Here is a 21,751-nt window from a genome sequence, read left to right on the forward strand (position 1 = left end):
TCCGGCTTTCCGAAACCGCGACCATTCGCTTGTTCCACTACCGGTCGCGGGTGTGCTATCGGGTTCGCTATTCTCATGGATGACATAATGCTTTGGAGGAATTCATATGTCGGACGAACCCTGTTGCGATGTGGCGCATCTCGGACATGTAGAGATTTTCACCAACAAACCGGAAGAAAGCCTCGACTTCTTCGTGAATGTCTACGGACTGACGGAAAGCGGCCGGGAAGGGGACTCTGTCTATCTGCGCGCCTTCGACGATTATGAATATCACACTCTGAAACTGACGGCGTCCGACACAACCGGTGTTGGACATATCGGCTACCGGTGCTCCTCGAAGGCGGCGCTTGAGCGACGCGTGGCGGTTATCGAGGAAATGGGATGCGGAAAGGGCTGGATCGACGGCGACCTCGGACACGGACGCGCATACCAGTTTACCGATCCGGACGGGCACCTGTTCGAACTCTACTACGACACGCGCGAATATACAGCGCCAGCGGATGAGCAGCCTGCGCTGAAGAACATCGCCCAGCGTTATCATGGCCGTGGCGTCTGTGTGCGGCGGATCGACCACCTGAATTTGCTTGCGCGCGATGTCAGCGCGATCCGGGAATTCATGACCAAGGCGCTCGGCAGTCGCGTGACCGAATTGATCCAGCTCGACAATGGCCGGCTCGGCGGATGCTGGTTTACGGTCAACAACAAGAGCTATGACATCGCCTACACGGAAGACCATGCGAACGCGCAGGGGCGTTTTCACCATGTGACCTATGCGGTGGACCAGCGTGAGGATGTTCTGCGGGCCGCAGACATCTTCCTCGAAAATGGCGTCTTTATCGAGACTGGCCCGCACAAACATGCGATACAGGGAACGTTCTTCCTCTATGTTTACGAACCCGCCGGCAATCGCGTCGAAGTCGCCAACGCCGGCGCGCGCCTGATCCTGAGGCCGGACTGGAAGCCGGTTATCTGGACGGAGAAAGAACGCAAGAAGGGACAGGCCTGGGGACTGCAGACGATCGCCAGTTTCCACACCCATGGCACGCCGCAGGTCGGCGCCGACTGAACCGGAAAAGCGTTTGCTCAACATCTGACACAGGCCCGGTCCGGCCGGAATTGGTTTTCCCGTTGGCCCGCGGCCGCCCTGTGTTATCCAGTGGCGCGCAGCGCGTCGAGTGCAATCTCAGCTTGCCAAGCCCCACTTGAACTGCTAATGCCATTTCAACTAATATATTAGTATCTGAGTTGATGGAATCGTTGTTGCCTCGGTTCCGGACGCATTTTTAGCGAAACACACGGGAGGAAGACATGAAGACCAGAGGATCGAAAATTGCAGTCGCCATGCTGGCGGCAGGGCTCGCATTGGGCGTCGGCGCAACCGGCGTTTCAGCGCAACAGGTATTGCGTCTCGGCACGGTGTTGTCGCCGCAGGATCCAATGGGTCAGGGCCTGGAGCGCTTAAAGGAGAAGGTCGAAGAGCGCACCAATGGCGAGGTGGTCATCGAGGTGTTCCACAATTCGCAGCTTGGCGACACGCGCGATATGCTCGACCAGGCGCGCGCAGGGGCGAATGTCGGCACGGTGACGGACGTTGCAAGGCTTGCAAGCTTTGTTCCCGAACTTGCAGTACTCAGCGCCCCGTTCCTGTTTGACGATTTCGAGGACGCCGACAAGTTTGCACAGTCGGAACCCTACCTTGCCTGGGGCGAGGAATTGACGGACAAGGCCGGCCTCGTGATGCTGGCTTCCAACTGGTATCAGGGCGCCCGTCATGCGCTGACGCAGAAGCCGATTGCATCGCCGGCGGACCTTAAAGGCGTCAAGATGCGCACCATCGGCGCACCGGTCTGGATCGAAACCATCGCGGCCATGGGCGCGACGCCGACCCCGATCGCCTGGGGCGAAGTCTACTCGGCGCTGCAGCTCGGCACGATCGATGCAGCCGAGGCTCAACCGACGGCCATCTGGGGCGCGAAGCTGTATGAGGTCATCAAGGATGTGAATCTGACCGGACACATCCAGCTTGTCACGGCGCTCGTGGTCGGGGATGATACCTGGAGCAAGCTGACGCCCGAGCAGCAGGCGATTGTACGGGAGGAAGCGATCGAAAACGGACGTTGGGCTTCGCAGCTCACCATCGAACTCGGTGAAAAAGCTCTGAAGGACGTGGCTGCGACCGGAGTGAACGTCAACGAGGTCGATCGCGAGGTCTTCAAGGAGGCCGTGTCGGGCGTTTACGGCAAGCTGGAACTGGAAGACGAGGTCGCCGTCGTCAAGGAAGTCCTCGGCAAACAATAAGCCATTCGGCCGCGCGGGTGGAGAACTGTCATGATGATGCGCATCGAATTCACCCTCGCGGCCCTCTTGCTCAGCGCGATCGTCTGCCTTGTGGCGATCGCCTCGATAACCCGTTACGCAGGCGCGCCTATCATCTGGTCGGTGGAAGTCGCGCAAACGCTGTTTATATGGCTCTGTATGCTTGCCGCGGATATCGCGCTCCAGCAATCGCGGCATTTCGGACTGGACTGGTTGGGCGATATTCTCGCGCCGGTCTTTGGTCGGATGGTGAAGATCTTCAACATCGCGATCGTTCTTGTCCTGCTTGTCTTTCTCTTTGTTTATTCGATTGAGCTGGTTCGTTTGAGCCACCCGCGCCTTTACGGAGCGACGCAAATGCATTTCTCGTTCGTCACCGGGGCGCTGCCATTCGGGTTGTTTCTGATGATCAGAACGCTTGGCTACGAGCTCTATCGCAGTCTCCGGAAACCGGTCGACACTTCATCTGCAGACGGACTGGCCGGCCAATGATCCTCATCAGCGTTGCGTTGCTTTTCGCCCTGTTCCTGATCATCGGCGTTCCGGTCGCTTTTGCCCTGGCGCTCGCCAGCATTCCGGTCTTCATTTTCAGCGGCGGCATGCCGCCGACCGTGGCATTGCAGAAAATGGCGGTCGCGACGCAGTCTTTCCCGTTGCTCGCCGTTCCGTTCTTCATTCTCGCCGGCAATCTGATGAATGTGACGGGCCTCACGCGCCGTCTCGTCAATTTTTCTCGGCTCCTTACCGGCTGGATGGCCGGCGGATTGCTTCAGGTGAGCGTGGTTCTCAGCTTCATGATGGGAGGCGTGTCCGGGTCGGCGGTGGCCGACGCCTCGATGCAGTCGCGCCTGTTTGGCAAGGCGATGGTGGAGCGCGGCTACAGCCGCGGCACGTCAGCCGCGGTGATCGCCTTCAGCTCCATCATTACAGCGACAATCCCCCCAAGCATCGGACTGATCCTGTTTGGTTTCATCAACGAAGTTTCCGTCGGACGTCTTTTCCTGGCGGGCGTTGTTCCGGGTCTCCTGCTGATGTTCGTGCTTATGGCGGTCACCGGTATTGTCGCGTCGCGCAGAGGGTACGCGCCAGAATTGCCCGAACGTCCAACCGGTGGCCAATTGCTGGCAAGCGCGGCTGAAAGCATCTGGGCGCTGCTGTTTCCGATCATACTGATTATCGGTTTTCGGTTTGGTCTCTTCACGGCGACGGAGGCCGGAGCCTTCCTTGTCTTTTACGCCCTCATAATCGGGCGGTTCGTTTATCGGGAGCTCGACTTCGAAAAGCTTCTGGACGCGATGCGTGGAACCATGGCGGACCTGGGTATGGTCATGCTTCTCATCATGATGGCCGCTGTGCTCGGATACGCCATGACAATCGAGCGAGCGCCGCAGGAAATCACCGAATTTGTCACCTCGATCACGGATGTCTCCGTGCTTGTCCTTATTCTGGTCGTCTGTCTGTTGATCGTGACCGGTATGTTTCTTGAAGGCGCAGCAAACATCCTGCTGATCACGCCGATCGTCTTGCCGGTTCTTGTGGCGAGCGGCTTCGATCCGATTCATATGGGCGTCATCATCGTGACGCTGATCAATTTCGGCGGCGTGACGCCGCCGGTCGGCGTCATCATGTTCACAGTCTGCGGCATAATGAATTGCAAGTCGGGAGAATTCGTGAGGGCCTCGCTGCCGTTTTTCCTGGCCATGATTATCTTTTTCGCCATCCTCATCGCGTTCCCGGGCCTGTCACTCTATCTGCCGAGGCTATTGATGTGACGGACGACGAACCGGCCTGGCGCTTCACCATCCTTTCCGATCTTTGGGCGGAACTTGGGGAAAGCCCGGCATGGTCAGAAGAGGACAACTGTGTCTGGTGGATCGACGTCTCGGGAAGAGCATTATTGCGCACCGATTGCGGGAATGGCCGAACCCGGCGCTGGGATCTTCCGGAGACAGTAGGCTTTGCCGTCCTGGCGGATGACGATTCGATCGCAATCGGTCTGGAATCCGGGATTTATCGGTTTGCCGAAAAATCAGGTCTTGGCGCGCGTCTTGCGGCATCGCCTGGCGAGGGCCTTCGCTACAATGACGCGTCGATCGATCCGGCCGGACGGATCGTTTGCGGCACAATGGACCGTGATAATGCTCGCCCAGCGGGAACGATCAGTCGCGTCGAGCCGGACGGCTCCATGTGCGTTCTCTTTGCCGGTCTCTATACGCCGAATGGTCTTGCCTTCGATGCTGTGCGGGATCGCATGTATTTTTCCGATTCGCATCCGGAATCCCGGACGATCTGGGTTTGCGATTACGATCCGGTTTCGGGCAAGACGTCTGACAGGCGCATTCTGGACCTATGCCGGGATAGAAAGGGACGTCCTGACGGCGGTGTGGTCGACAACGCCGGAAACTACTGGATCGCGGGCGTCGACGCCGGTGAATTGTGGTGCTACTCCCCGGCAGGTGAACGCATCCGAACGGTCGCAACCGACAGTGATTATCCGACAAAGATGACCTTCGGTGGTAGTCGCGGAGATCGTGCGTTCCTGACGTCGAAACATATGGATGGAGAGGGCGGATTCCTGTGTCAGGCGACAGCCGATGTCACGGGTGTTGATCAAAAACTCAAAAGTAATCCGGATACCGACTGACGATCAGGTCAACAGCGCTCAGTGTGCCGGACAAGTGTTTGCGAATGGCGTCGGCTGTCCGGTCCTGGTCGGAGGCTTCGATCGCATCGAGAATCCCGCGGTGATCGGAAAGCACCGTGGCGGCCTTGCCGGCGTCGGGCAGATGCAGATTGCGCAGCCTGTCGATATGGCCGGAGCGTGAAATGATCAGATCCCAGAGATTGGCCTGACCTGCGGCTTCCGCCAAAGCCGCGTGAAAGCGGGTGTCGAGGTCGCGAAACCGGTCGATCCAGTTCTCCGTCTCAAGAACCCGCTCTTGTGATTGCCAGATATGTCGCGCCTCTTTTGTGAGCGAGCGATCGTCTGACCGGGCAAGCACGCGGCCGATTTCCAGTTCGACGGCTGTTCTCAGAAACTGGGTCTCGCGCGCCTGGGCGATGTCGATCTTTGACACGAGCGTTTTGGATTGCGGGTAGACCTCGATAAGCCCCTCTTTTTCCAGCAGAATGAATGCATCGCGCACAGGAGTCTGGCTGACGCCGTATTGTTGGACGAGTTCAAGACGGGAGAGACCTTCGCCTGGCTTGAGTTCCAGAGAAATGATTCGCGAACGCAGATCCTCATACACCTGGATCGCCGCAGGCCGTTTGCGATCGATGGCGAAATGATGGCGCGCCGGTTTGCCGGTCTGCGCAGTTTCCTCGCTCGTTGTCGGCAATCAAATCTCCTGTTCGCCTGGACGCGCCGTGGTTTGCGCCATTGCTTTGGGCAAACTAATATATTAATACATCGATCAGATGTCCATTCCGGCGCAAGCCGGACGGAAGCAGGATCGAGGCTTGGTCGGCTGACAATACATTCACGCCTGACGGAGGCAAGGGCAGGCTTGGCCAGGGAGCCGTCGTTCGAATTTGCTCTTCGTGTTTCAGGACATGTCGAAACGATAAACAGGACCAGCCGGACAGACGAGTCGGTCGCCGGCGCGCGGAGGAAACGGCGCAAATGACAGAAAAGAAATCGCTGCGCAGCGAGCGCTGGTTTGCACCGGATGACTTTCGGTCCTTTGGCCATCGGTCGAGGGCGCAGCAAATGGGTCTCCGACCGGAGGAATGGTCCGGCAAGCCGATTGTGGCGATTCTCAACACCTGGTCCGACATCAATCCGTGCCACCAGCACTTCAAGCAGCGCGTCGAGGACGTGAAGCGCGGCGTTCTCGAAGCAGGCGGTTTTCCGATTGAACTTCCCGCGCTGTCGTTGTCCGAGAGCTACGTGAAGCCGACGACCATGCTCTATCGCAATCTGCTGGCGATCGAGGCCGAGGAACTTCTGGTGTCCCATCCTGTCGACGGGGCGGTTCTCATGGGCGGTTGCGACAAGACCACGCCCGGCCTCGTCATGGGAGCGATCAGCGCCGGCCTGCCGTTCATCTTCCTGCCAGCCGGACCCATGTTGCGCGGCAACTGGAGGGGCAAGACCCTCGGCAGCGGCTCGGACGCATTCAAGTATTGGGACGAGCGACGCGCGGGTGAAATCACGGCGAAGCAGTGGGACGAGATGGAAGCGGGCATCGCCCGCTCCTATGGTCACTGCATGACGATGGGAACGGCCAGCACCATGACGGCCATAGCAGAAGCGCTTGGCCTGACCTTGCCGGGCGCCTCATCCATACCGGCGGCCGATTCCGGACATATCCGCATGGCCTCGAAATGCGGCGTGAGGATCATCGGGATGATCGCCGAAGACCTGACCCCGGACCGGATTCTCGATGAGAACGCCTTCGACAACGCATTAACCGTCGCGATGGCCACCGGATGCTCCACCAACGCCGTCATACACCTGATAGCGATGGCGAGAAGGGCTGGCGTTCAGCTTGATCTCGAGGCCATCGACGGCAAAAGCCGCGACGTTCCGGTTATCGCCAATGTGCGGCCGTCCGGCGCGACCTACCTGATGGAGGATTTCTACTACGCAGGAGGCCTGACTGGCCTCATGTCCAGACTTGGCGACCACCTTCACGCCGATTGCATGACGGTGACGGGCCAAACGCTCGGCGAGAATCTTGAAAACGCCGAGATCTATGATGACGACGTCATACGCAGCCTCGACAATCCGATCTACCGGGAGGGATCGATCGCTGTTCTGAAAGGGAACCTGGCGCCGGACGGCTGCGTCATCAAGCCGGCTGCGTGTGATCCGAAGTTTCACGTGCACGAAGGTCCGGCCATGGTCTTTGACAGCTATCCCGACCTCAAGGTCGCGCTCGACGACGAGAAACTCGACATTACCGCCGACCACGTGCTCGTTTTGCGCAACGCCGGGCCAAAAGGCGGGCCGGGCATGCCGGAATGGGGCATGATCCCGATGCCGAAGAAGCTTCTGAAGGAAGGGCATCGCGACATGGTGCGCATTTCGGACGCCAGGATGAGCGGCACCAGCTTCGGCGCATGCGTGCTCCACGTGGCGCCGGAATCCTATGTCGGAGGGCCGCTGGCGCTTCTGAAGACCGGAGACATCGTGCGCATGGATGTTCCGAACAGGCGGATCGACATGCTCGTCAGCGACGAGGAGTTGCAAAAGCGCCGCGCCGCCTGGAAGGAACCGCCGCCGAAATTCGGGCGTGGTTACGGCTGGATGTTTCTCCAGCATATCGGCCAGGCCGACAAAGGCGCTGATTTCGACTATCTGGAAACGGCCTACGGACCTGCGTCCGGCGAGCCGGATATTTATTAAGGCCGCCCATGTCTGAAACACTTGATGAGAAAACAACGTCGATCCTGCAGCGGGTCAGTACGGCGTCGATCTGCACGGCGCTTTTCAAGAACGGATTGCGGAACCAGTTCATCCAGGATGTGCGGCCGCTTGCGAAACCGAAGCAGAACATGGTTGGGCCCGCCTATACGTTGCGCTACATTCCGGCGCGGGAAGATAGAAACGGCATATCCGTATTCGAAAATTCCGAGCATCCGCAGCGTCTTGCAGTGGAGCAGTGTCCTGAAGGCCACGTCATGGTCATGGACAGCCGCAACGATCCGCGCGCGGCCTCCGCCGGATCCATACTCATTACCCGGCTGATGGTTCGCGGTTGCGCCGGCGTCGTCACCGACGGCGGGTTTCGAGACAGCCCCGTTATCGAGACGCTGGATATCGCCTGCTATCACAACAGGCCGTCCGCTCCCACGAACCTGACGCTGCACGAAGCATGCGACCTGAATGTGCCGATCGGATGCGGCGGGGTCGCGGTGTTTCCGGGCGACACAATCGTCGGCGATGGTGAAGGCGTCGTCGTTATTCCGGCGCAAATGACCGCAGAGATCGCCGAGGAATGCGCACGGATGGAGCGATTCGAGCAATTCGCCACGGAGCAGGTGCTCAAGGGTGCGCCGGTTATCGGTCTTTATCCCCCGACCAAGGAAAGCGCCAGACAGGCTTTCGAGGTCTGGCTTGCAGAACGGTCGGATGATTGCACTTGACACTCCATTTCGAGAAATGCAGGTTGAAACGCCTTTCGGATTAATCCATCCAGAGTTGAGGTGGAGAGGTCAGGCGGGCGGCGACATACGGGCGACCAGTCTGCGTTTTGCACGACTGCGGGCGGGATCAGGCGTTTGGCGGAGGATAGAAGATTCCTTTGCCAGAATAATTCCGGCCACCTGTTTCAGAAAATTGATTTCAGATTTCCGGCGTTTTTTGACGGGAAGCAAAAGTGTTTTAATTATGTGGCGACCAGCCGAAAAAAGATATGACAGGATGTCATATCGACAATGTGGAAATTCGGGGCTGAGCGTATCGGTGTTGTCTCTCGGACTGTGGCACAATTTCGGACCCGACATTCCCTTCGACATCAAACAGGCGGTTTGTCGGCAGGCCGTCGATCTGGGGATAAACCATTACGATCTGAACGCCGGCGCCGGGTCTTCGCCCGGCTCGGCCGAAGAAACCTTCGGCGAGATATTGCGAACGGATTTTAGCGACATCCGCGACGAACTGGTGATCTCCGTGAAGGCTGGCTTCGGCGCCTCGTCCGGCAACCATCCTGCACGGAGCAGTCGGAAGCATCTGGTGGCCAGTTGCGACCGCAGTCTTCGGCGAATGGGCCTCGACTATGTCGACATTTTCTACACGCATCATCGGGATCCGAAGACGCCTCTGGAGGAGACCATGTCGGCGCTCGACCACATCGTGCGTTCTGGCAGGGCTCTCTATGTCGGTTTGTCCGCCTATGACACCAAGTCGACGCGCGAAGCAGTGGAAACCCTCAAAGAGCTTGGCACACCCTGCCTCGTCTACCAGCCGAGACACGTTTCCGGCGATCACTGGTTGGATGACAGGGAACTGAAGACGATTCTCGACGAGAATGGCGTCGGCGCGATCGTCTTTTCGCCGCTTGCCCAGGGTCTGCTGACGAGCCGATATCTTTCCCGTGCATTGCAGGACGGATACGTGGCGGAAATGCCTTCCTCGGCGTCTTCTTTCCAGGACAGTCTCCTGAACAATGTGCGTCGCTTAAATGGCATTGCGGCCGGCAAAGGCCAGTCCCTCGCACAAATGGTGCTTGCATGGATTTTGTGGGGAGGCAAAATGACATCGACGCTGATCGGCGCCACCCGGCCTGAGCAGGTGGTCGATTGCGTCATGGCGATGAACCATGTCGATTTTTCGATCGAGGAATTGACGCAGATCGACTGGTTCTCGCGGGTAGTGAATGTCCGACTTTCCGCCGTCGCCGCACAGAGGAGGAATTGAGGCTGCCATGATTTTCAATCCGGTGCTTCCCGGTTTCAACCCGGATCCGTCGATCTGCCGCGTCGGCGACGACTACTATATCGCCACATCGACTTTCGAATGGTATCCGGGCGTGCAAATCCACCACTCGCGAAATCTCGTGAACTGGAGCCTGGTCAAGCGTCCGCTGGAGCGGGCCAGCCAGCTCGATATGCGTGGAGATCCCGATTCCTGCGGCGTGTGGGCCCCATGCCTGTCCTATGCCGACGGCCTTTTCTGGCTTGTCTATACGGACGTGAAGAGGCTCGACGGCAATTTCAAGGACGCGCACAACTACATCGTCACATCTCCGACGATCGAAGGCGAATGGTCGGATCCCGTCTATATCAATTCCTCGGGTTTCGATCCGTCGCTGTTTCATGACGAAGACGGCCGCAAATGGTTCATGAACATGCTGTGGAATCACCGTTCCAATTCGGTAGGCGGTAGTCCCAAGCATCCGGCCTTCGCAGGCATCCTGCTGCAGGAATATGATCCGGATGCGGGCAAGCTGGTCGGGCCGGTGAAAAACGTCTTCCAGGGAAGCTCGCATGGACTGGTGGAAGGCCCACATCTGTTCAAGAGAAAGGGCTGGTACTACATGACCGTGGCTGAAGGCGGGACGGGATACGACCACGCCGTCACCATGGCGCGGTCCCGGTCCATCGACGGACCCTACGAAATCCATCCCGACACGTTTCTGATCACCTCCGCAAACGCTCCTGACGCCGCGCTGCAGCGGGCCGGGCACGGCCAGATCGTCGAAACTCCAGCTGGCATCGTCTTTCATACCCATCTCTGTTCCAGACCGCTTCCCGGAACGAGACGCTCGCCGCTGGGGCGTGAAACGGCGATCCAGCGCTGCGAGTGGCGCGATGACGACTGGCTCTATCTCTCGCAAGGGGGCGTCATGCCGTTTGTCGAGGTGCCGACCGAGGATCCACTTGTCGATCCGGAGCCGACCAAAGCGACGCACAGGATTTTTGACGGCGACCAGCTGCCGCCGGAGTTCCAGTGGCTGCGTTCACCCGAACCGGAAAAACTGTTCTCGATGACCGGAAGCGCGCTGCGTCTTCACGCCCGGGAATCGATCGGAAGCTGGTTCGAACAGGCGCTGGTGGCGCGGCGACAGGAGCACTTCGTGTTTCGCGCCGAGACGGAAATCTCGTTTGCGCCGGAAACCATCCAGCAGGCGGCCGGGCTCACCCACTACTACAATCGCCACAAATTTCATTTCCTGGCTGTCACCTGGCATGAGAAACTCGGCCGGGTCCTGACGATCCTGAGTTGTCCGGGCGACTGGCCGGACGGCCGTCTCGAGTTTCCGCTCGATGAGCCTGTTCAGCTGCCAGCCGACGGACCGGTGCAACTGGCGCTTGAGGTGGATCTCGGCGAACTCCGTTTCTTCTGGCGCGTTTCAGCTTCCGAAGACTGGAAACAGGTCGGGCCTGTTCTCGACGCCAGCGTGATTTCGGACGAGGGCGGTCGCGGCGAACATGCGTCATTTACCGGCGCGTTCGTCGGCATGGCGGCGTTCGACACGAGCGGGTCGGCCATAAAGGCCGATTTCTCCCGCTTCGATTACGCGCCGCGTTGAACTCAGGCACGCTGTTTTCCGATGCTGGATGAGGCGACCGCCAGAACGACAATCGCGCCGACCAGCACTTCGCGCACATAGCTGTCGACGCTCATCTGCGTCAGCCCGTTGTCGAGCACGCCAAGGATAAGAACGCCGACCAGCGTTGCAAAGACCCGCGGCTCGCCTTCCTCGCTCATCGTCATGCCGAGGAAGACGGCGGCGATGGCGTCGAGCATCAGCCCGCTGCCCTGGGTCGGGTTCGCTGAGGCCACCCGGCTGGCGTACATCAGACCGGCTGTGGCGGCGCCGAGCCCGGTCAGGGCGAAGGCTGACATACGCAGTATCCGAACCTTCACGCCGGCGAGCCGCGCCGCCTCGTAGTTGCCGCCGATTGCATAGAGTCGTCTGCCATAGGGCGTATGCTCAAGGCCGATCCAGACGAGGATAAGCACGGCAACGGCGAGGATCGTCAGATAGGGCAGGTGCAGGGGTTGCAATCCAAGCCATTCGAGCGAAATTCCGCTGCGCGCAAAGCCACTGAACCCGGATGGAATATCCCGGCCGAATATAGTCTTGCCGCCGCTGACCAGAAAGGCGCCGCCGCTGAACATGGTCAGCGTGCCGAGCGTGGCGACGAACGGTAATATGCCGATATAGCTGACGAGGAAACCGTTGAAGAGACCGCCCACGGCGCCGACCGCAAGGGCTGCGGCGACGCCGGCATAGATCGGGTAGTCATTACTGAAGACGATCGCCGCCGCCACGCCCGCAAGACTTGCCATGGACCCGACGCTGAGGTCAAAATCGCCCATGACCATGACAATCGTCATGGTGAAGGCCACGACGGCGAGCATGCTGATCTGCTGCGAAATATTCAGCATGTTTCGCGGCGTCAGGAATGTTTCGGGCAACTGCATCCAGAAAAACACGATGATGGCGCAAAAGCCGATGAGGGTTCCGAAGCGGCGAACAAGGCTGAGCAACGATCGAATCCTATTCGTAAAACATCTGCAGAAGTCGCGCGGGCGTCAGGCCGTCGGTCTCGACAATGGCGTGTTGACGGTGGTCGCGCATGACAAGGATCCGGTCGCACATGCCGATGAGTTCCGGAAGGTCCGACGAGGTCATGATGGTAGTGCTGCCGGCTGCGCTGAGTCCGCGGACAAGCGTGTAGATGTCAAACTTGGCGCCCACATCGACGCCGCGCGTGGGTTCGTCGAGCAACAGCAACTCCGGCGTTTTGCCCAGCGCCCTTGAGAAGACGACCTTCTGCTGGTTGCCGCCGCTGAGCTGATAGCAAGGCTGGCCGAGGCGGCTGTATTTGAGCCGAACGCGCTCGGCGATAGCGCCGGTATGAATGCGCTCCTTGCGCCTGCTGGAAAAGATGCGCGCGGATCCAAGCTGTCCGAGATGCGGCAGAACGGCGTTGTCGACGATGCTCCGTCGCAGCATCAGGCCTTCACGCCGGCGCTCCCTCGGCACATAGGCGATCCGCCTCTTCCATGCGACCGAAGGGGCTGATGGCAGCGTCTGCTTGTCCTGGAACGTGACTGCGCCCGAAAGCGGCTTCTCGTCGCCAAGGAAGGCGTGCAGGACTTCGCTTTGCCCGGATTCGGCAAGGCCCGCTACACCCAGTATCTCGCCCCGCTTCAGAGAAAATTCCAGCCCGTCCACATGTTTCGTGCGCAGCTTCTCGACAGTGCAGAACATTTCCCTCGCCGGCGTTCCTGTGCGCGCTGGATAGGTATCGCGGATCGCGCGGCCGGTCATCGCCTCGATGATCCGCTCGCGGCTGGTCTCGGCGATCCGCGAGGTCTCGATCGTGCGGCCGTCCCGATAGATCGTCACGCGATCGCAGTTCTGCATCACCTCGTTCATCCGGTGCGAAACAAAAAGGACCGAAGCGCCTGATTGCTTGAGCCCCTCTATGACGGCGAACAGCTTGTCGCATTCCTGTCCGGTCAGCGCCGCCGTTGGCTCGTCCATGACATAGAGGCGGGCGGGATGCGCATCGGAAGACACGAGGGTCGCGGCGATCTTGACCAGCATCTGGTCGCCGGTCGAAAGCCGCGCCGTCTTGCGGCGGGTGTCGATGTGATCGACGTCAAGGCGTTCCAACGCTGCGCCCGCCTTGTCATGCACGCGCCGCCAGTCGACGGCGAGTCCGAAACGCCGCGGATAGGCCTGGGCCATGACGATGTTCTCGGCCACGGAGAGGTGTGGAACGATGTTGAGTTCCTGGTGAATGAACCGAAACCCCTGGCGGGCGGCATCGTCAGGACCTTCGAGCGGGACCTTTGACCCATCTATATGGAGCGAGCAATCATCGGGCCTCACGACGCCCGCCAGCACCTTGATCAAGGTGCTCTTGCCGGCGCCGTTCTCGCCCATCAGTGCATGGACTTCGCCGGCCTCGATCTCGAGACTGGCGTTATCGAGCGCCGCGGCGGCGCCGTAGCGTTTCGTAACATGATCGAGTTTCAGGAAGGTCATTGCAGCGAAGGAGGTCGGCGGGACTTATGCCCGCCGGCCGCGCTTTTGGTCATTGGCCGTCGACGTTAGCTGCAGTCACAAGTTTTGCGGGCACGTAGATCGCGCGTTCCTTGATGGTTTCGCCGGCGAGCGTGCGGGCGACCGCATCGGCGGTCGCTGTTCCGATGCCGACGAAATCCTGTGCGACGGACGCCTCGAAATTGCCGCCGGCGGCAATTGCCTCACGAGCCTGCGGGTTCGCATCTATGCCGGTGATGACGATGCCCTCATCGGCGCGGCCCGCGTCCTCGATCGCCTGCAGTGCGCCGAGCGCCGGCTGGTCCCAGGCCGCCCAGACGGCTGCGATGCTGCCTTTTTCGGGATGAGCGGCGAGGATTGCCTCCATCTTGGCGCGGGAGTCGGCGATGCCGCCGTCCTGAACGTCAGGCGTAACCCGGTCGATCACCTCGATATCGGGAAAGTTTCCGAAGACCGCATCGGCGATGACGCCGCGTATCTGCACCGGCGGGAACGGGTCGAAGACGAACATAACAACATTGCCCTTGCCGCCGATCCGGTCAGCGATATAGGTCGCGGTTTCCGCAGCCATGGCGTAGCCATTGCTGGTGACATTGGTGACGAGCAGAGCGTCGGCGCCGGAATCCATGCCGATGACCGGAATTTCCGCCTGTTTGGCGACTTCAAGACCGGCCGCCACCTGGGTCGGATCGACATTGATGACGATCGCGTCGACATTCTGGTTGACGGCGTCTTCGATGCGGCTGATCACGGCGGCGACGTCGCCGGCCGTATCGATGACATTGACGTCCCAGCCTTTTTCACCAGCCGCCGCCTGGAAGCCTTCGAGATAGAATTGCGTGCCTGGCTGCGCGAGATAAGGCGTGATCACCGCCACCTTTTCGGCGGCCTGAGCGCCGGCGGCGAGCATCAAAGCCGACGCCAGCGTCACGGCCATTGATTTCATGAGTTTGCGCATAGTCCTCTCCTGTTCGAACTTATTTGTCCCGTTCAGACCTTGAAGGTTATTACAATTGGCTTCTCTACGAAAAGGCTTTTGTCGTCTATCGAATTTCCGGCTTGTGCAGACCGACAAGCGCATGACTGAGATCCTTCGTCGACTCATAGGCCTGTTTGTACAGGTCGAAGAGCCGGTCATAGTGGCCGCGTCGGGCCGCATCCGGTTCGTAGACGCGGTCGAACTGAACAAGTCTGGCGAAGGCTGTGGACAGATCCGGCATCAACCCGGTGGCGACGGCGGCGATGCCAGCCGCCCCCAGAACACCTGGGTCCCCCACGGACGCCCGCTTCAGGCGCTTGTCGAGCACATTCGCCCGGATTTGGTTCCAGATATCGGATTTGAAGCCCCCGCCGCCGCAATTGATGGCGTCAGGCGTCATGTCGGCGGAGACTTCGAGCCGTTCCTGCACCCAGCGCGCCGAGCAGGCTACGCCCTCCATCACGCCGCGCGCGATTTCGGCCGGCCCAGCGCTACTGTCTATGCCAAGGAAAGTGCCGCGGGCGTGGATATCCCAGAGTGGCGCGCGCTCGCCCTGAAGGTGCGGCAGGAAGAGCGGGGCGGGGGCGTCGAAATCGAGCGCCTCTACCTTGCGGGCCAGCATTTCTGGCGGGTGACCGAGCAAACGCGAGCACCAGTTGAGCGACTCGCCGCCGGACTGGGTCGGTCCGGCGTGCAGCGTCAGCCCGTCGTAGGAAGGAAAGACGATCACGCCGGGCGAGGGCTTGACGGCGTCGGACAATATGCCGAGCACCTCGCTCGTGCCGCTTAGATACATTGCATGGCCCGCGCCCGGAACGCCGATGCCGAACATGCCGGCCCATGCGTCCATCGTGCCGACGGCGACTGGAACGCCGGCGCATGGGAGGCCGTCGCGCACCTTGCCGGCAATCGCAGTCATCGGCGCCAGCGGCACGACGCGCTCGGCGGCGCCAGGCACATGGGCGAACAGGTCGGGGATGGGGCTGAGCGCGGCGTCGACCAGCCCGAGATTGCCGATCTGATCGGAAACGGCCTCGCCGGTAAGACGCTGGATGCAATAGTCCTTCGGCAGCATCACCCAGCGGGTCTTTTCCCATATGTAGGGCTGGTTCTGTGACATCCAGGACATTCGGCTCATGCAATGGCTGGCGTCGATGGGGCGTGGCGCGCCCCACCAGCGGACGCGATCTTCCACCGGCACTTTCTCATCCAGGCGCGCGGCGGCCTCGGCGCAGCGTCCGTCCTGCCAGACAATAGCCGGGGCGAGCGCCTCGCCGCTTTCGTCGACAAAGAGGTGCGTGTTGACCTGTGACGTCAGGCCCAGCGCCCTGACTTCCGTGAGGTCGTGGTTCGCGGCAAATTTCGAGAGCGCAGCGAATATGTGCTTCATCCAGAGTTCGGGATCCTGCTCGACGACGCCGTGCTTGCCGTGAACGGTCTCATAGGGCTTGGCGTAGCGGTCGACGACCCCGCCGGCGATATCGAAAAGGATCGCCTTTACGCTCGTTGTTCCAACGTCGACGCCGATCAACATTTCCTGCGCCATCCCTACCTCGCCGCGTCACCAGAGTTGCGTGGACAATGGCAATGATGGGTTGGTGCATTCAAGTCTTTTGTCGCGCCGCCGGCCGATCTCCTTTCCGCAATTTTCTTTTAGGCGATGCAATTTTCCAATAGGAAAAACTGTGCTATGTCCTTTACGCGGCATGGGTTCACGAGGGGACCACGCCCGCCTGCGTGTCTGCGTTCATGCGCAGGCTCCTGACGCAGCGGGCTTTACGCTGAAAATACAGGAGGACTACAGACATGAAAAAACTATCTACATTCGTGACTGCGCTCTGCGTCTCGTTCGTGCTCGCATTCGCCGCTCACGCGGAGTGGAAACCGTCCGGGCCGATCAAACTTCTGATCGGTTTTGACGCCGGTGGCGAAACCGACACGCTTGGTCGCGTCGTGGCCAAGGCCATGGAAGACCAGACGGGCTGGAAGATCATCGTCGAGAACAAACCGGGCGGCGGCGGCATCGCCATGTTCACCGGGTTGGCGGTCGCCAAGCCGGACGGGCAGACGCTTGGCATGGGCGTCAACATGCCGATCCTGGTCAACCTCGTCCTGCGCGGCAAGGATCTGCCGTTCGATCTCGACAGTTTCGACTATCTGGCGACGATCGCGCGGGCCCAGCTCGCCATCATCGCCAAGTCCGATGCGCCTTTCGACGACATGGCCGGCCTGATCGAATATTCCAAGGGCGACGACGGCGCGCTGATCGCCTTCGATGCAAAGCCGCAGGAACTTTTGATGAATTTTGTCGGTGGCGCGTCCGGCGCGAACTTCAAGCTTGTACCGACCAAGAGCAGCGCCGAGATGATCCAGGATATCCTGGGCGGACACGTGGCGGCGTCCTTCGCGGCCGGCGCGCATATACCGTATCTGGAAAGCGGCGACGTCAAGATGATCGCAAGCGCCAATGACGGCCGCCACAGCTATGCTCCGGACACGCCTACGGTGAAGGAGCAGGGCTTCGACATTTTCGTCGATCCGTATTTCTTCATCGCAGCGCCTGCCGGCCTTTCCGATGATACAAAAGCCGCCCTTTCGGCTGCGCTGAATGAGGCGATCAATTCGGACGAGGTCAAGGCTGTGATCATGAACACGCTGAAAACCGAGCCGAGCGATCTCGGCCCGCAGGGAACGACCGACATGATGACCGGCGGCGTGAGCAATGTCGCGAAACTCTTCGGCAAGTAGAAAAGGACAAGCGGAGAAGGCGGCATGTCGGCAAACAGGCTCTCAGGCGTTTTTGTGGCGTGCGCCGGCCTTCTCCTGCTGTTCCTGATTATCCCGGCCAATACGGAAACGGTCGATTACGGCCGGATGCGGCCGCAGACGATCCCGGACCTCTGCGCGATCCTGCTTGTTGCATTCGGCGTTCTCCATGCGATCAGACCGCGCGGTGAGGTGGCGATCGAATGGCGCGAAGTCTGGCGTTTCGCCCTTTTCGCGACGATTGCGGCGGTGTCGCTTTTTCTGATGGGCCGGTTCGGTTTTCCGGTTATCGCGCCGGTGACGGCGCTTGTGGTGATGCTTCTCATCGGTGAAAGAAGACCGGTCTGGCTGGCGACAGGCGCCTTGATCATTCCGGCTGTCGTGTGGCTTGTAGTCGTGCAACTGCTGGAGCGGACGCTGCCGTGAGGGGGGTTGGCCTTGCCTGACATGGATGTGCTTCTGGCAGGGCTTTCCGACGCCTTCAGCCTGGTCAATCTGCTGTTCGTGATCGCCGGCGTCATTGTGGGTCAGTTTGTCGGCGCGGTGCCGGGCATTGGCCCGGTGATGGCGATGGCGATCGCCATACCTTTCACGTTCTTCATGCCGACCCTGCCGGCGATCGCCTTCCTGGTGGGCGTCAACAAGGGCGGGTTGTTCGGAGGCGCCATCCCGGCGATCCTGATGAACACGCCTGGCACGCCGGACGCGGCGGCGACCGCTCTGGATGGGCATCCCCTGGCCAAGCAGGGCAAGCCGGTCAAGGCGACCAAAATGGCGCTCTATTCCTCCATTACCGGCGACACGTTCAGCGATATCGTCCTGATCACGATCTCCGCGCCGCTGGCTGTTCTGGCGCTGAAAATGGGACCGGTGGAGATCTTTGCCTTGATGATCTTCGCCTTTTCGGTGATCGCGGGCCTGGTCGGCGACTCCATGGTCAAGGGCGTCATTGCGGCGGTCTTCGGTCTGCTGTGCGCCACGGTCGGGATCGATCCGGAACACGGCACGCCCAGGCTCTATTTCGGCTTCTTCGAACTGTTTGACGGTCTGCCGCTCGCCGCGGTCGCGATCGGCATGCTGGCCGTGTCAGAAATCCTGAGACGGCTCGCCAGCGCCGGATCGACCCCGCGTTCCGCTATTACGTCGCTGGACGGCGACGATCCGACAGTCAGCCGGGTGAGCTGGGCGGAATACTGGTCGTGCCGCTACGTTATGGCGCGCGGCGCCGTCATCGGGACGGTGCTCGGCGCCATTCCGGGGATCGGCTCCACGGCTGCGGCCTTCATGAGCTACGCCAGCGCCAAGCAGGCCTCCGACGAGCCGGAAAGCTTCGGCAAGGGCAATATCAAGGGGATCGCCGCGGCGGAGTCCGCAAATAGCGCGGTGATGGGCGCCAATCTCATCCCGCTGCTGGTGATCGGGATCCCGGGCAGCATCGCCGCGGCCCTCCTGATCTCGGCGTTCAAGATCCACGGCATCCAGCCGGGGCCGCTGCTCTTCGAACAGCAGGGCAGGCTGATTTACGGCCTCTTCGGCGCGATGATACTCGCCAATGCGACCAACCTTATCGTCGGCCAGTTCAGCCTGCGGCTCTGGACCCGGGTGATCTCAGCGCCGGAATCGGTGATATTTTCGAGCGCGCTTCTGCTCTGTATCGTCGGGGTCTACATGTCGACTGGCGGACTGTTCGGCGTCGCCGTCATGCTCGTCTTCGCTGTCGTCGGCTACGTGATGAATGTCTTTGGCTTCCCTGTCGTTGTTTTCATCATCGCCTTCTTCCTGGGCGGGAGTTTCGAGACCTACCTGACCCAGACCATGGTTATCCTGGACGGCGATCTCACACGCATGATCGACTATCCGATTGCGGTCGCGCTAGTGGTGCTTGCCCTGATCTCCGTCTGGTGGCTGGGCTTCCGGAAGAAGGGATAGGTTACGGCGTCGGCGCGTCTTCCCGCATCAGTCCGGCGGATTTGAGATCGGACCAGAGCGCATCGGGAATCTCGGCGCTCATGGTCGCCTTGTTGTCCTTCACCTGTTCGACGCTCTGGCCGCCGGGGATGACCGAAACGACGCACGGATGGAGAAGCGGGAAGCGGATCGCGGCCTCTCGCAATTCGACACCGTGTTTGCTGCAGACTTCCTGGATCTTGCGGACCCGGTCGAGGATCTCAGGCGGCGCCGGATCGTAGTTGTAATAGGCGCCTTCCACGGGGCCCGTCGCCAGGATGCCTGAATTGTAGGGTCCGCCGAGCGCGATGCCGATGCCGCGCGCCTCGCAAAGCGGCAGGAATGTCTCGAGCGCTTCCTGCTCCAGCAGCGTGTAGCGACCGGCGAGCAGGAAGATGTCAAAATCCCCGCGCTCCGCCATTGTCTGGGCCGGCTCCCACTCGTTCATGCCGACGCCGAAAGCCTTGATCACGCCCTGGTCGCGCAGCGAGAGAAGCGCGTAGTATCCGCCGCGCATCAGTTCGTCGATGCGCGCGTCGCAGGCCTCGCGCGAACCGTGATTGAAGAGGTCGATGTCGTGGGCGTAGAGGATATCGACCTTGTCGACGCCGAGACGCTCCAGCGAGAATTCGAAGGACCGCATCACGCCGTCATAGCTGTAGTCGTAGATCTCGCGGCGGCTCGGCGTGTCGAAGAACTTGCCGATGCCGGTGCGGTCTTCCGGCGCGCAGACCTCAAGCAGTCGCCCGACCTTGGTGGACAGGACATAGTCGTCGCGCTTCTTGCTCCTTAGAAAACGGTTCATGCGGGTTTCGGCAAGCCCGAAGCCATAGAGGGGCGCGGTGTCGAAATAGCGGCATCCGGTCTCCCAGGCTTCGTCCAGAACCGCGGCGGCGTCCTCATCGGAAATGGCGCGATAGAGATTGCCCAGAGGCGCGGTTCCGAAGCCGAGTTCGGTAAAGGTCAGTCCACCATTGTCGATACGCCGCCAGTGTCGCTTTTCCATGTCGCGCCTCCGTTTCTTTGTGGTTGGTTGCATTCGATAGACAGGTCTGACGCCCGGTGTTAACGTCCGCCCGCAACGCGGGTTCGGACGTAGCACCGGCTGCGATGTTTGAAAAGGCGGCGCGGGGGGCGAGGTATGAAGACGATTGTTTGCTACGGCGATTCCAACACCCACGGCACCGTTCCGATAACCAATCTCGGCGATCGTCACCGCTACGCGCATGATCAGCGCTGGCCCGGCGTGCTCGACCGCCGGCTTGCCCCGCATTGGCGCGTGATCGAGGCAGGGCTTCCCGGCCGCACGACCGTGCATGACGATCCGATCGAGGGGCCGCAACGAAACGGCAAGACCGGCCTGCCTGTTTCGCTTGAATCCCATCGCGACGTGGATTTGCTGATCATCATGCTCGGAACCAACGATCTGAAGCCGCGCTTCGGCGTCAGCGCCTACGAGATTGCGGCCTCCGCCGGCAAGTTGGCGATGATCGCCCAGGCAAGCCAGTGCGGCCCGGATGGCGGCGCGCCGAAAATCCTTCTGGTTGCTCCGCCGCCGGTACGCGAGACCGGCGTTCTGGCGGAAATGTTCGCTGGCGCGGAGGAGAAATCGGTGCGATTCGGCGAACTGTACGGCCAGGCGGCGCGGGCCAATCGCTGTCTTTATCTCGACGCCGGCGACATTATCGAATCCAGCGCGACCGACGGCGTGCATTTCGAACCGGACATGCATGCCCGTCTCGGCAACGCGATCGCCGATCTGATCGAGCGGGACATCGGTCTGGATATCTGAAAAGGAGGAGGCTTTATTGCTCAAGGGAATCAATCCGCTGCTCAACGCCGAAGTGCTGCATGCTCTGGCGGCCATGGGCCATGGCGACGATCTCGTGATCGTCGACACCAATTTTCCGGCCGACGCCGTGGCGCGCGAGACGACCTGCGGCAAGGTTCTGCGCATCGACCGGCCGGCGGCGGAAGCGGCGGCGGCCATCCTCTCCGTCTATCCGCTCGACAGTTTCGTCGACGATTCGGCGGCCCGGATGGAAGTCGTCGGATCCCCGGGCGAGATTTTGCCTGTCCAGCATGAAGTGCAGGCCGAGATCGAAAAGGCGGAAGGAAAGGCCTGGCCGATGATCTCCATCGAACGCTTCGCTTTCTACGAAAGGGCGAAACAGGCCTATTGCGTCATCCAGACCGGCGAACGCCGCTTCTACGGCTGCTTCGCCTTGCGCAAGGGCGTTATTCCGCCGGATTGACAGGTCCGCCAGGG

The 21,751-nt window shown here is 60.6% G+C and carries 20 protein-coding genes; 14 read left to right on the plus strand and 6 right to left on the minus strand.

Annotated features, from left to right (window positions below):
- The first annotated feature begins 106 nt into the window (after positions 1-106).
- The 5 genes from K1W69_RS00630 (at position 107) to K1W69_RS00650 (ending at position 4,960) form a co-directional block, all read left to right on the plus strand.
- Entirely contained in the window at positions 107-1,066 is a 960-nt protein-coding gene (locus K1W69_RS00630; RefSeq protein WP_220226402.1) for a catechol 2,3-dioxygenase, read from the plus strand.
- A 242-nt stretch (positions 1,067-1,308) separates the two neighbouring features.
- Positions 1,309-2,298 (plus strand): C4-dicarboxylate TRAP transporter substrate-binding protein, encoded by a 990-nt coding sequence (locus tag K1W69_RS00635; RefSeq protein WP_220226403.1) that lies wholly within the window; start codon positions 1,309-1,311, stop codon positions 2,296-2,298.
- Between the two features lie 30 nt (positions 2,299-2,328).
- Positions 2,329-2,808, plus strand: a complete 480-nt coding sequence (locus K1W69_RS00640; RefSeq protein WP_220226404.1) for a TRAP transporter small permease — start codon at positions 2,329-2,331, stop codon at positions 2,806-2,808.
- On the plus strand, positions 2,805-4,088 hold the full coding sequence (locus tag K1W69_RS00645) for a TRAP transporter large permease (RefSeq protein WP_220226405.1): 1,284 nt from the start codon (positions 2,805-2,807) through the stop codon (positions 4,086-4,088). The genes K1W69_RS00640 and K1W69_RS00645 overlap by 4 nt, the downstream gene beginning before the upstream one ends.
- Positions 4,085-4,960, plus strand: a complete 876-nt coding sequence (locus K1W69_RS00650; RefSeq protein WP_220226406.1) for an SMP-30/gluconolactonase/LRE family protein — start codon at positions 4,085-4,087, stop codon at positions 4,958-4,960. Before K1W69_RS00645 ends, K1W69_RS00650 begins: the two co-directional genes overlap by 4 nt.
- On the opposite strand, the gene K1W69_RS00655 is transcribed toward K1W69_RS00650, so the two are convergent.
- Positions 4,935-5,657: a GntR family transcriptional regulator gene (locus tag K1W69_RS00655; protein ID WP_220226407.1), complete on the minus strand. Its 723-nt coding sequence runs from the start codon at positions 5,655-5,657 to the stop codon at positions 4,935-4,937. The two genes, K1W69_RS00650 and K1W69_RS00655, sit on opposite strands and share 26 nt — an antisense overlap.
- 284 nt (positions 5,658-5,941) lie before the next feature.
- On the opposite strand from K1W69_RS00655, the gene araD reads away from it, so the two are divergent.
- The 4 genes from araD to K1W69_RS00675 all read left to right on the plus strand — a co-directional run bounded on the left by araD (position 5,942) and on the right by K1W69_RS00675 (position 11,297).
- Entirely contained in the window at positions 5,942-7,669 is a 1,728-nt protein-coding gene (araD, locus tag K1W69_RS00660; RefSeq protein WP_220226408.1) for an L-arabinonate dehydratase, read from the plus strand.
- An 8-nt stretch (positions 7,670-7,677) separates the two neighbouring features.
- Positions 7,678-8,409: a ribonuclease activity regulator RraA gene (locus tag K1W69_RS00665; RefSeq protein ID WP_220226409.1), complete on the plus strand. Its 732-nt coding sequence runs from the start codon at positions 7,678-7,680 to the stop codon at positions 8,407-8,409.
- A gap of 241 nt (positions 8,410-8,650) precedes the next feature.
- Positions 8,651-9,682 carry an aldo/keto reductase gene (locus K1W69_RS00670; protein WP_220227789.1) on the plus strand — a complete coding sequence of 344 codons (1,032 nt, stop codon included), beginning with the start codon at positions 8,651-8,653 and terminating at the stop codon, positions 9,680-9,682.
- A 7-nt stretch (positions 9,683-9,689) separates the two neighbouring features.
- Complete coding sequence (locus K1W69_RS00675) at positions 9,690-11,297, plus strand: glycoside hydrolase family 43 protein (protein WP_220226410.1); 1,608 nt, start codon at positions 9,690-9,692, stop codon at positions 11,295-11,297.
- Positions 11,298-11,299: 2 nt separating this feature from the next.
- Here K1W69_RS00675 and K1W69_RS00680 read toward each other — a convergent pair whose 3' ends face one another.
- The 4 genes from K1W69_RS00680 to K1W69_RS00695 all read right to left on the minus strand — a co-directional run bounded on the left by K1W69_RS00680 (position 11,300) and on the right by K1W69_RS00695 (position 16,315).
- Positions 11,300-12,262, minus strand: a complete 963-nt coding sequence (locus tag K1W69_RS00680) for an ABC transporter permease (protein WP_220226411.1) — start codon at positions 12,260-12,262, stop codon at positions 11,300-11,302.
- A gap of 10 nt (positions 12,263-12,272) precedes the next feature.
- The gene (locus K1W69_RS00685) at positions 12,273-13,772 is read right to left on the minus strand and encodes a sugar ABC transporter ATP-binding protein (protein WP_220226412.1); all 1,500 of its coding nucleotides are present in this window, start codon (positions 13,770-13,772) and stop codon (positions 12,273-12,275) included.
- 49 nt (positions 13,773-13,821) lie between these two features.
- Positions 13,822-14,748, minus strand: coding sequence for a substrate-binding domain-containing protein (locus K1W69_RS00690; protein WP_220226413.1), 927 nt, complete (start codon positions 14,746-14,748; stop codon positions 13,822-13,824).
- An 85-nt stretch (positions 14,749-14,833) separates the two neighbouring features.
- Entirely contained in the window at positions 14,834-16,315 is a 1,482-nt protein-coding gene (locus K1W69_RS00695) for a xylulokinase (protein WP_220226414.1), read from the minus strand.
- 260 nt (positions 16,316-16,575) lie between these two features.
- Here K1W69_RS00695 and K1W69_RS00700 point away from each other — a divergent pair, with 260 nt between their 5' ends.
- From K1W69_RS00700 to K1W69_RS00710, 3 genes are read left to right on the plus strand one after another with little or no spacing between them, the layout of a single operon-like run.
- Entirely contained in the window at positions 16,576-17,517 is a 942-nt protein-coding gene (locus tag K1W69_RS00700) for a tripartite tricarboxylate transporter substrate binding protein (protein WP_220226415.1), read from the plus strand.
- A 24-nt stretch (positions 17,518-17,541) separates the two neighbouring features.
- Positions 17,542-17,961 (plus strand): tripartite tricarboxylate transporter TctB family protein, encoded by a 420-nt coding sequence (locus K1W69_RS00705; RefSeq protein ID WP_220226416.1) that lies wholly within the window; start codon positions 17,542-17,544, stop codon positions 17,959-17,961.
- Positions 17,962-17,982: 21 nt separating this feature from the next.
- Positions 17,983-19,464 (plus strand): tripartite tricarboxylate transporter permease, encoded by a 1,482-nt coding sequence (locus tag K1W69_RS00710; protein ID WP_258570853.1) that lies wholly within the window; start codon positions 17,983-17,985, stop codon positions 19,462-19,464.
- 1 nt (position 19,465) lies between these two features.
- On the opposite strand, the gene K1W69_RS00715 is transcribed toward K1W69_RS00710, so the two are convergent.
- Entirely contained in the window at positions 19,466-20,488 is a 1,023-nt protein-coding gene (locus tag K1W69_RS00715; protein ID WP_220226418.1) for an aldo/keto reductase, read from the minus strand.
- 135 nt (positions 20,489-20,623) lie between these two features.
- Here K1W69_RS00715 and K1W69_RS00720 point away from each other — a divergent pair, with 135 nt between their 5' ends.
- Complete coding sequence (locus K1W69_RS00720; RefSeq protein ID WP_220226419.1) at positions 20,624-21,274, plus strand: SGNH/GDSL hydrolase family protein; 651 nt, start codon at positions 20,624-20,626, stop codon at positions 21,272-21,274.
- A 16-nt stretch (positions 21,275-21,290) separates the two neighbouring features.
- Positions 21,291-21,737, plus strand: a complete 447-nt coding sequence (locus tag K1W69_RS00725; RefSeq protein ID WP_220226420.1) for an RbsD/FucU family protein — start codon at positions 21,291-21,293, stop codon at positions 21,735-21,737.
- The last annotated feature ends 14 nt before the right edge of the window (positions 21,738-21,751 follow it).

Origin of the sequence: Flavimaribacter sediminis (assembly GCF_019492055.1) — a bacterium.
Taxonomy (GTDB): Bacteria; Pseudomonadota; Alphaproteobacteria; order Rhizobiales; family Rhizobiaceae; genus Flavimaribacter; species Flavimaribacter sediminis.